Raw genomic sequence first — 10,599 nt, forward strand, 5'->3', positions numbered from 1 at the left:
TGCCGCCGGCTCCGATGGGATCGAAGGTCAGCACCGGCGTGCCTAGGTTGCCGCCCACCGCGGCCTTGCGCCCGGTGGCGGCCAGGATGTGGCCGATCAGCGTGGTGGTGGTTGATTTGCCGTTGGTGCCGGTGATGCCGATGAAGGCGCAGTCGCGCTCCGCCCGACCCAGCAGCTCGATGTCGCAGATCAGCTCGATCCCCAGCGCGCGGGCACGCTCGGCCACCGGGTGCGGTTTGGGAAAGGTATGCGGTATGCCGGGCGACCAGACGATGGTCGTCAGGTCCGACAGGTCGGCGGTGGCGAGATCGACCACGGCGAAGCCCTCGGCCTCCGCCGCTGCGCGGGAGGCGGGATTGTCGTCCCACACCCGCACCTCGGCCCCGCTATCGCGCAGTGCGCGGGCGGTGGCGAGGCCGGACTTGCCCAGCCCCATCACCGCGACGGGCAGCTCCTGCATATAGAACAGGTCGATCATCGCCGGCTCCCCTCACCGCAGCTTCAGCGTGGACAGGCCGACCAGCGCCAGGATCGAGGCGATGATCCAGAAGCGGATCACCACCGTCGGTTCCGCCCAGCCCTTCTTCTCGAAGTGATGGTGCAGCGGCGCCATGCGGAAGACCCGCTTGCCGGTCAGCTTGAAGGACGCGACCTGCACGATCACCGACACCGTCTCCAGGACGAACAGGCCGCCGATGATGGCGAGCACGATCTCGTGCTTGGTCACCACGCTGACCGCGCCCAGTGCACCGCCCAGCGACAGCGACCCGGTGTCGCCCATGAAGACCATGGCGGGCGGGGCGTTGTACCAGAGGAAGCCCAGTCCGGCGCCGACCAGTGCGCCGCAGAACACCGCCAGTTCGCCGGAGCCCGGCACATGGTGGATTTGCAGGTAGTTGGCGAAGATGGCGTTGCCCGACAGGTAGGAGATCAGGCCGAAGCAGCCGGCGGCTATCATCGTCGGCACGATGGCCAGCCCGTCCAGCCCGTCGGTCAGGTTCACCGAGTTCGAGGCGCCGACCATGATGAAGGCGCCGAAGGGCACGAAGAACCAGGACAGCTGGATCAGGAAATCCTTGACGAAGGGGACCGCGACGCCGCCCGACAGCGGCGGGGCCGACACCCACATGATCAGCGCCGAGGCGACCAGCCCGATGGCGATCTCCCAGCCCAGGCGGAAGCGGCCGGACAGCCCCTTGGTGTTGCGCTTGGTCAGCTTCAGGTAATCGTCGCCGAAGCCGATCAGGCCGTAGCCGATGGTCACCAGCAGGACGATCCAGATGTAGGCGTTGGTCAGGTCGGCCCACAGCAGGGTGCTGACCGTCATGGCGATCAGGATCATCAGGCCGCCCATGGTGGGCGTGCCCTTCTTCTTGAAGTGGCTTTCGGGGCCGTCGGCGCGGATGGGCTGGCCTTCGCCCTGCTTGCGCTTCAGCCAGGCGATCAGACGCGGGAAGAAGACGAAGCTGATGACCAGCGACGTGATCACGGCGCCGCCGGTCCGGAAGGTCAGGTACCGGAACAGGTTGAACGGCGAGAAGACGTCGGCCAGACCGAAGAGGAGGTTGTAGAGCATTTGGGTCCGTCAGCCTCGCGGGCCTTGCGCGGACTGCGCGGCCTGCGGCTGGTTGGTGGTTCGGGAGGCGGCTTTGTCCTCGCTTTCAGGCCCGCTGTCGAGTGCCGCGAGTGCATCGACGATCAGACCTGTACGACTGCCCAAAGACCCCTTGACCATGATAACGTCGCCGCCTTTTACGGTCCCGGTCACGATGGGGGCCAGCTCCATGCTGGTCTCGGTCCAGGCGCCGCGCATCGCCGCCGGCAGGCGGTCGAACAGCGCCCTCATGTGCGGGCCGCAGGCATAGACGGCGTCGACCTGCGCGGCGCGCAGCGGCTCGGCCAGGCCGATATGCAGTGCGTCGGCACGTTCGCCCAACTCCCGCATGTCGCCCAGCACGGCGATGCGCCGGCCGCCGGCACCGGGATCGACCTTGCCCAGCACCTCCAGCGTCGCCGCCATGGCGGCCGGGCTGGCGTTGTAGCTCTCGTCGATCAGGGTGAAGGCGCCCTGCGGCAACTGGATGCGCTTGCGGGTGCCGCGGCCCTTGACCGGCGGCAGGCTGGACAGGGAGCGGGCGGCGGCGGCGGCATCGCCGCCCAGCGCCTTCACCGCCAGCAGCACCGACAGGCTGTTCATCACCCAGTGCCTGCCGGGCTGCGACAGGCAATAGTGCAGCCGCTCGCCGCGGATGACCGCGGTCACCGAACTGCAGGTGGCATGCAGTGAGCAGTCGATCAGCCGCGCGTCGGCGTCCTCATTGGCGCCGAAGCTCCAGATGCGGGTCAGTCCATGGCGGCGCGCGGCCGCGGCCAGCCGGGCATATTGCCCGTTGTCGCGGTTCAGCACGGCGATGCCGTCGGCATCCAGTCCCTCGAAGATCTCGGCCTTGGCGTCGGCGATGGCCTCGACGCCGGAGAAGAATTCCAGATGCACCGCCTCGATGGTGGTGATGATGGCGACATGCGGCTTGACCTGCCGCGACAGCGGGCCGAGTTCGCCGGCGTGGTTCATCCCCAGCTCGAAGACGCCGTAGGTGCTGTCGGCCGGCAGGCGGGCGAGCGACAGCGGCACGCCCCAATGGTTGTTCAGGCTGCCTTCATTGGCATAGGTCGACCCTTGCGCTGACAGGACGTGGCGCAGCGTCTCCTTGGTTCCGGTCTTGCCGACGGAACCGGTGACGCCGACGATGCGCGCGCCGCAGCGCGCCCGCGCCACCGCGCCCAGCGCCGCCATCGACTGCAGCGTGTCGGCCGGGGCGATCAGCAGCGGCGCGTCCGCAGGCAGCCCGTCCGGCAGATGGTCGACCAGCGCCGCGGCGGCCCCGGCGGCCAGTGCTGCGCCGACGAAGGCATGCCCGTCGAAATTCGGCCCGCGGATGGCGACGAACAGGTCGCCCGGCGCCACCTTGCGGCTGTCGATGGTGACAGCGGTCGCGGCCCAGGCGGACGGGCCGGCCAGACGCCCGCCGGTGGCGGCAGCCGCATCATCCGCCGTCCAAAGGACCGTCTTGTCCGCGTTCATGCTCCAACCTCCGCTACGGCTTTCCGGGCCTCGTCCGCATCGTCGAACGGACGCACCTCGGTGCCGATGGTTTGTCCCTGTTCATGGCCCTTCCCGGCGATGACCAGCAGGTCGCCGGGCTGAAGCTGCCGCACCGCGGTGCGGATCGCCTCGGCCCGGTCGCCGATCTCCTCCAGACGGCCGGCCAGCTCGCCGGTGGCGCCGGCCAGCACCTCGCTCCGCACGAAGGCGGGGTCCTCGGTCCGCGGGTTGTCGTCCGTGACGATGGCGCGGTCGGCCAGTCTGGCCGCCAGCGCCCCCATCAGCGGCCGCTTGCTGCGGTCACGGTTGCCGCCGCAGCCGAACACCGTCACCAGATGGCGCGAGGCGTGCGACCGCAGCGCCAGCAGCACCGTTTCCAGCGCGTCCGGCGTGTGGGCGAAATCGACATAGACCGTCGCACCGTTGGGATGGGTCGCGACATGCTGAAGCCGGCCCGGCACGCCTTCCAGCAGGGGAAGGGCGGCCAGCGCCTGCTCGACGTCGCCGCCGGAACCGATGACCAGCCCCAGCGCGCAAAGCACGTTCCAAGCCTGGAAGCGTCCGACCAGCGGCAGGTCCACCGTCACGTCACGACCGAACACGGACAGGGCGAGGCGCTGGCCATGGGCCGTTGCCTCCACCCCCGTCACCCGCAGCTCGGTGCCGGCGAGACCGTAGGACAGGACGCGGTGGCCACGTTCGTTACAAATTGCGGCAAAAAAATGGAAGTCGTTGCTGTCCGCATTCAGGACAGCGGCGCATCCTGGTGGCAAAATACGCTGGAAGAGCTGTGCCTTCGCCTCCCGATAGGCCTCCATCGTGCCATGATAGTCCAGATGGTCCAGCGTCAGGTTGGTGAAGCCGGCAGCCTTGATCGCCACGGCGTCGAGCCGGAATTGCTGCAGCCCGTGGCTCGACGCCTCCATCGCGAGATGATCGATGCCGGCATCCTTCGCCGTCGCGAGGTCGCGATGCAGCGAGACCGGGTCGGGTGTGGTCATGCCGCCATAGATGTTCAGGCCGGGGCCGATCAACCCCAATGTGCCCATGCTGCCGGCGCTCAACCCCATGCGCGTCCAGATCTGGGCGGCGAACTGGACGGTGGAGGTCTTGCCGTTGGTTCCTGTCACCGCCACCACCGTCTCCGGCTGGCGCCAGCCATGGAAGGCGGCGGCCATCCGCGCGAAGGCGAGGCGGGGTTGCGGATCGGTGAGCAGGACGGTGGATGACGAATCGGCGGGCAGACTCGTGTCTTCGGCGGCCAGCACCGCGGCGGCGCCCCTGGCAACCGCGTGCGGGATGAAGATGCGCCCATCGGTCTTCACGCCCTGCAGGGCGGCAAAGACAAAACCGGGCCTGACCGCGCGGATGTCGGCGGTCAGCCCGGTGATCTCCGGATCGTCCCCGGCCGGAGGCTGGGGAGAGGCGCTGTCGGCCGGATTGCCGTCAGCGCGGCTTTGTCTGAGTTGGGAAAGACGCAACTGTGCTTCCCTTCGACGGGGGTGGGGCGGTGACGGGCGGCAGCGATTGCTGCCAGTTGGTGGAACCGGCGGCGTTGAGGTAGGTGGTGTTCAGGATTTCCGGCGCATTCTCGTCCAGCGTCGGCACGTTCAGCAGCGGGCCGATCTGCTTGATGATGCGGCCCACGGTCGGGGCGCCGACGGTGCCGCCGGTCGCGAAGCCGCCGGTCCGGGCGATGCCCTTGGGTTCATCGACCAGCACATAGACGATGTAGCGCGGATCGTTCATCGGGAACGCGCCGAGGAACGAGGACATGCGCGAGTTCTTCTCGTAATGCTTGCCCTTCTGCTTGTCCGCCGTGCCGGTCTTGCCGCCGACGAGATAGCCCTTGACGGCAGCGGTCCTGCCGGTTCCTTCGGTGACCACGAAGCGGAACATGCGCCGCATCATGTCGGAGGTCTGGCGCGACACCACCTGTTCGGTCGGGATTTCCTCTCCCGGCTTGCGCTTCAGCAGGGTCGGCTTGTGGAAGAAGCCGCCGTTGATGACGGATGCGGCGGCAGCCACCGTGTGCATCGGACTGACCGAGATGCCGTGGCCGAAGGAGATGGTGTAGCTGTTGATTTCGCGCCACGGGTTGGGCACCAGCGGCCAGCCGTTTTCCGGCAACTCCAGCCCGGTGGGTCTGGTGAAGCCCATCTTGGTCATGAAGGCCTTCTGCGCCGCCACGCCGATCAGCTGGATCATGCGCACGGAACCGAGGTTGGAGGAGTGCTGGAACACTTCCGCCACCGTCAGGGCGCGGTGCAGGCTGTGATAGTCGTTGATGGTGAAGCGGCCGACCTTCACCGGATGCGCGGCATCGAACATGTCCGAAACACGGATCTTGCCGCTTTCGAATGCCAACGCAGAGTTGAAAATCTTGAAGGTCGATCCCATCTCGTAGACGCCGAGCGTCGCCCGGTTGAACAGCGTCTCGGGGTTCAGGCCGGTCGGGTCCTGCGGGTCGAAGTCGGGCAGCGAGACCATCGACAGCACTTCGCCATTGCGCACGTCGAAGACGATGCCGGCGGCGCCGATGGCGCTGAACTCCTGCACCGTGGCAGTCAGCTCCTTCTTCAGGACGTGTTGCAGCCGCAGGTCGATCGAGAGCTGGAGCGGCGTTCCCGGCTCCTCAATCAGCCGCTTGTTGAAGCCCTGCTCCATGCCGGCAAGGCCGTTGTTGTCGATGCCGGTGAAGCCGACGATATGGGCGGTCAGCGGACCGGCCGGGTAGAAGCGGCGCTCCTCCTGCTCGAACGCGACACCAGGAATGCCGAGACGGTGGACGGCGGCCTGTTGCTTCGGCGTCAGGTTGCGCTTCAGCCAGACGAAGCGGCGGTCACCGCTCAGCTTGGCGAGGACGTCCTTGTAATCCAGGTCCGGCAGGGCGCTGACCAGCTTCTGCGCGGCCTCTTCCGGGCGTGAGACCAGCTTGGGGTCGGCGTACAGCGACTGGGTGACCAGCGAGGTCGCCAGCAGGTTGCCGTTCCGGTCAATGATGTCGGCGCGGTTGTTGGTGGTTTCACCGATCTCCAGCGCCACATGCTGGCGCGGATCGCCACCGCCGGCGAGCAGCGTGGCCATCGCCAGCTTGACGCTGATGGCGGTGAAGACGGTCGTGACCACGGCGGCCGTCACCATCAGGCGGTAACGGCTCTGTTCCAGCGCAACGGCCAGCGAGGTCCGCGGTTTGACGGACGGCTGCGGGGCGGGCGGCGGAAAGGGCGACGGCGCCGGCGAGGGCACATAGGTGCTGCCTGTGCTGGCGCCGGGCTGGCCGTAGCCTGCCGGGCCACCGAGGTCTTGACCGCTCATCGATTGGCACCCAGGCGCGCGACCAGCATCCCGAGGCTGTCGGTCGGCTTGGGTTGATAGGGCTGCTGCTGCGCCGCAGGAGCGGCGGCGACCTTCGGCGCCGGTGCCGGCGTCGGACGGGACGCCAGTTCGGTCGGCCGCGAGGTCGGAGCGGTCGGGGCCAATTTCCCGGCGGCCGGAGCTGCACGGTCGGTGGACTTCTCGGCTGGCGCGCGGGCGGAGCCGGGGACCAGGGCGGCCGGCTTGATCCGGTTGGCGCGGGACGGGTCGGCGAGGGCGCCGGAGGCGGGCAGGGATGCCGGCACGACGACCGGCGCGCGTTCCAGCGCCTTGTCCATCGGCAGCGGTTTCACCAGGGCGGCGCCGGCCGGCAGCCCGACGGGAACGATTCCCGTGGTGCCGCTGTTGTTGGCGGCATTGGGGACGGCGGGCGCGCGGGCGGCGGCCAGCTGCGAATTGCCGGTGCCGGGCGCGCGGACCATCGGCGGCAGCGGAGCGAGGCCGGGCGGTGTCTGGACTGCGGGCGGGACCGCATCGGCCGGGCGCATCGGGATCATGTCCGTCGCCATGTACTGGCGCGGCTCGGTCGGCTGCAACGCCAGATAGGCCTGCGCCATCTGCTCTAGCTTGGTGGGATCGTTCAGGTAGCTCCACTCGGCCTTCAGGACCTGGATGGATTCCTGCTCCTGAATGATCTTGCGGTTCAGCCCGGCGAGCTTCTCCTCAAGATCCTGGACGTCGTAGCTGGTCTGGAACAGCACGCCACCGGCGGCCGCGATCAGGCCGCCCCAGAACAGCCAGGTCTTGCCTTTCATGCTGCCTCCTTGCCGGACGCCGGGAACGCAGGCGCCTCGGTACGTTCAGCCGCGCGCAGCCGGGCGGACCGGGCGCGGGGGTTATTGCGGGCTTCGGCCTCGCTCGGGTCCACGGGCTTCCGGGAGAGCAGGCGGAAGGATGGATGATGCGCCGCGACCGCGGTCACGGGCGTGTGGCGGGACGGGGAGGGCGGCGGCGAGGAGCGTTCCCGCAGGAACGCCTTGACCTCGCGGTCCTCCAGCGAATGGAAGGAGACGACGGCCAGACGCCCGCCGGGCGCCAGCAGCGACTCGGCGGCGGACAGGCCGCGCCGCAATTCGCCCAGCTCGTCGTTCACATGGATGCGCAGGGCCTGGAAGCTGCGGGTGGCCGGATCGATCGCGTCGCCCTTCCCCTTCGGCACCACCGAGCGGATGACGTCGGCCAGCCGTGCCGTGCGCTCGATCGGCGCCTCGCGGCGGGCGGCGACGATGGCGCGGGCGACGCGGCGCGCCATCCGTTCCTCGCCCAGATGATAGAGGATGTCGGCGAGGTCCGCCTCGTCGGCGGTGTTGACGATGTCGGCGGCGGTCGGTCCATCCCGTCCCATCCGCATGTCGAGCGGGCCGTCGAAACGGAAGGAGAAACCCCGTTCCGGCTCGTCGATCTGGGGGGAGGAGACGCCGACGTCGAGCGCAACGCCATCGACCTTGTCGACGCCATGCCCGGCCAGCAGCTGGTCCATGTCGCCGAACCGGCCCTCGATCACGTCGAGCCGGCCGGGGAACTCAAGGGCGAGTGCCCGGCCGCGCTCGATGGCGGCGGGATCGCGGTCGATGCCGATCACGCGGCAGGAGGCCGATTGCAGGAGGGCCCGGCTGTAGCCGCCGGCGCCGAAGGTGCCGTCGACATAGAGGCCGCCATCACGCGGGGACAGCGCTGCGATCACCTCGTCCAGCAGGACGGGGATATGGATGCGGGTCTCGGTCATCAGGCGCCCTCCCCGCTCCGGCTGGCGGCGCCGCGGGAGGCCTTGGCGACGATCTGGCTGAGGGAGATGTCCTTGCGCACGACCTGCTCGCGCAGAGCGGCCTCGTGGGCCTTCAGCGCGTCGGGTTCCCAGATCTGGAAGGTCTTGCGGCGGCCGATGAAGGCGGCCTCCTCGGTGATGCCGGCGAACTCCGCCAGCTCCTTGGGCAGGACGATGCGGCCTTCGGCATCGGAGGAGACGGGGATCAGCTTTCCGAAGATGAAGGTCTCGATCATGTCGCGCTCGTCGGCATCGAGGTCAGGGGATTCGAGGCTTTCGGAGAGGACGTCGAGATAGTCCTGGTCGGCGCCTTCCAGCGCCTGGTGGTTCAGCGAGGGCCAGAGATAGACGGTGCTGGGAGCCGACGTCTTGGCAAGCGACTGCCTGAACTGTGCCGGGATCGACACACGCCCTTTCCTGTCAACCTTATTGACGTATGTGGACAGGAAAACGGCCATAGGCCCGGCGATCCCCCTTGCTATCCCCCGTGCGCGGTCGGGTGCTCCGCGCTAGCCCCGCTTGACCCATTCAGCCCCCCGCCCCGGTGTTAACCAGAATGGGTAAGAGCCCCCCTTAAATGGGCAGTCTTGGGATAGCATGGGACGGCATGGGCGTCAACGGCCCCCCGAGTATTCAGACGGGGGTGTCAAGACTTTTGGGTCAGGCTGTGGCATCGGGGCAAGTTGGTGTACGAAATTTCAGAATCATTGCAGTATTTCTCGTGACTCGGGCAATGTGGATAATGTTATCCACATCCGTTCGTGAAACGTTCCAAAATTTTAAGAAAATCCTATGCACCCATGGTTCGTCCTGCTGCCGAATCGACCCCTTCGGATGGCATAGGGCCTTGGTTGGGAACCCCCGGTCCGGCATGGGACGGCATGGGAAATCGCCCCACAGTTATCCACCGGCTGTGGATTAGTCTGGGGAAAATGTGGATGTGAGCGTGCGCATTCTGGGGATGGCCGCAGAAAAGCCCGGCAGACTGCGGGATCCCGGGATTGGGGGGCGCGTCTGCCCTGTGGACGACATTGGAAGCTGCCCATGCCATCCCAAGCCCATCCGTCGAAAGGGGCAGGGCAGGGCAAATGGATGCCCATCATGGGGGATCATGGGAAAGTTCGCCCCGATGGGGACCCCATCATGGGACAGAATGGGCAAAAGAGGGGGGAAAGTGCCAGATGGCCTGTAAGCCGGGTTCTGTATCCCGCCCCGAAGGGCAGGCGATGGCCATTCGTCTGGGACGCCGGTTGCCCGGACGCCTCGCGCGACCAACCCGAGCGGCGGCGCGGAAACGCGCTTGACCCACGCCCATCCCCTTGCGGGGACGGTGGTCGGGCCGCTCCTATTCGGTCTTGCTCCCGGTGGGGTTTACCGTGCCGTCCCCGTTGCCGGGTCCGCGGTGCGCTCTTACCGCACCCTTTCACCCTTACCTGCGTCGAAACGCCGGCGGTTTGCTTTCTGTGGCACTGTCCCTAGGGTCGCCCCCGCCGGCCGTTAGCCGGCACCGTGTTTCCGTGGAGCCCGGACTTTCCTCCCCCGGTCGAAACCGAAGGCGACCATCCGGCCATCTGGCGCGGTCGTTCATATAGGGAAGCGGCCGTGGGGGCAAATCCCAAATCGCGGAGGGCTGACCATCATCGCCCTGTCAGCCGCAGCAATGCGCGCAGGCGCCGCACCGTCTCGGCATCGGGAGTGCCGGTCAGGCCGTTGGGATGGAAATGACGTTGGAAGGCGAGCAGAGACCGCGGTTCGGCCGTGTCGTACCCATAGCGTCCCAGCAGCGTGGAGATCTCGGCATCGTCGAAGGCTCCATCGTCGGCCTGGGACGGTGTGGGCCAAAGTCCCACCCCCTGGGCGGCGAGGCCCGGCCAGTCGAACAGCTCGCCCGGATCCTCCTTGCGGGCGGGCGCCACGTCGCTGTGGCCCAGCACGTCGGCGGGGGCGATGCCGTGGCGCTTGACGATGTCCAGGCAAAGCTCTGCCACCGCCGCCATCTGCGCTGGCGGAAAGGGGCGGTAGCCGAACTCGTGGCCGGGGTTGACGATCTCGATGCCGATGGAGCGGCTGTTGACATCCTCCGCCCCGCGCCAGTTCGACCGGCCGGCATGCCAGGCACGGCGATCCTCCGGCACATGGGCGTAGATGGTGCCGTCCTCGTCCACCGTGTAATGGGCGCTGACCTGGGCTGCCGGGTCGCACAGCCGCTCCAGCGCATGGGCGGCACTGGGCATGCCGGTGTAGTGCAGAATCAGCAGATCCACCCGCGTGCCCTCTGTCCGGGGGCCGTGGTTGGGGGATGGGCGGTCGATCCGGCGGAAGCTGCTCATGTCGGCATCTTATCAGGTCGGCC

8 protein-coding genes, 1 other RNA gene and 1 pseudogene are annotated in these 10,599 nt (G+C 67.9%); all 10 read right to left on the bottom strand.

Features of this window, described 5'->3' with window-relative positions; all coding sequences use genetic code 11:
* A pseudogene (locus I71_RS07815) lies at positions 1-478 on the bottom strand (Mur ligase family protein); the annotation flags it as partial.
* Positions 479-490: 12 nt separating this feature from the next.
* On the bottom strand, positions 491-1,576 hold the full coding sequence (mraY, locus tag I71_RS07820; RefSeq protein WP_042693542.1) for a phospho-N-acetylmuramoyl-pentapeptide-transferase: 1,086 nt from the start codon (positions 1,574-1,576) through the stop codon (positions 491-493).
* Positions 1,577-1,585: 9 nt separating this feature from the next.
* The gene (locus I71_RS07825) at positions 1,586-3,082 is read right to left on the bottom strand and encodes a UDP-N-acetylmuramoylalanyl-D-glutamyl-2,6-diaminopimelate--D-alanyl-D-alanine ligase (protein ID WP_049975977.1); all 1,497 of its coding nucleotides are present in this window, start codon (positions 3,080-3,082) and stop codon (positions 1,586-1,588) included.
* A complete protein-coding gene (locus I71_RS07830) occupies positions 3,079-4,584 on the bottom strand; it encodes a UDP-N-acetylmuramoyl-L-alanyl-D-glutamate--2,6-diaminopimelate ligase (RefSeq protein WP_042693544.1) in 1,506 nt (501 codons plus the stop codon). The genes I71_RS07825 and I71_RS07830 overlap by 4 nt, the downstream gene beginning before the upstream one ends.
* A complete protein-coding gene (locus tag I71_RS07835; RefSeq protein ID WP_042693547.1) occupies positions 4,550-6,421 on the bottom strand; it encodes a penicillin-binding protein 2 in 1,872 nt (623 codons plus the stop codon). Before I71_RS07835 ends, I71_RS07830 begins: the two co-directional genes overlap by 35 nt.
* Positions 6,418-7,236, bottom strand: a complete 819-nt coding sequence (locus I71_RS07840) for a hypothetical protein (RefSeq protein WP_042693549.1) — start codon at positions 7,234-7,236, stop codon at positions 6,418-6,420. Before I71_RS07840 ends, I71_RS07835 begins: the two co-directional genes overlap by 4 nt.
* Positions 7,233-8,207, bottom strand: a complete 975-nt coding sequence (rsmH, locus tag I71_RS07845) for a 16S rRNA (cytosine(1402)-N(4))-methyltransferase RsmH (RefSeq protein ID WP_042693551.1) — start codon at positions 8,205-8,207, stop codon at positions 7,233-7,235. Before rsmH ends, I71_RS07840 begins: the two co-directional genes overlap by 4 nt.
* Positions 8,207-8,653 carry a division/cell wall cluster transcriptional repressor MraZ gene (locus I71_RS07850; protein WP_014248340.1) on the bottom strand — a complete coding sequence of 149 codons (447 nt, stop codon included), beginning with the start codon at positions 8,651-8,653 and terminating at the stop codon, positions 8,207-8,209. Before I71_RS07850 ends, rsmH begins: the two co-directional genes overlap by 1 nt.
* 766 nt (positions 8,654-9,419) lie before the next feature.
* Positions 9,420-9,821: RNase P RNA component class A (gene rnpB / locus I71_RS34855), an RNA gene on the bottom strand.
* 62 nt (positions 9,822-9,883) lie between these two features.
* Positions 9,884-10,576, bottom strand: coding sequence for an N-acetylmuramoyl-L-alanine amidase (locus tag I71_RS07855; protein WP_042693555.1), 693 nt, complete (start codon positions 10,574-10,576; stop codon positions 9,884-9,886).
* Between the last annotated feature and the right edge of the window lie 23 nt (positions 10,577-10,599).

Source organism: Azospirillum sp. B506 (assembly GCF_000333595.1).
Classification (GTDB): domain Bacteria; phylum Pseudomonadota; class Alphaproteobacteria; order Azospirillales; family Azospirillaceae; genus Azospirillum.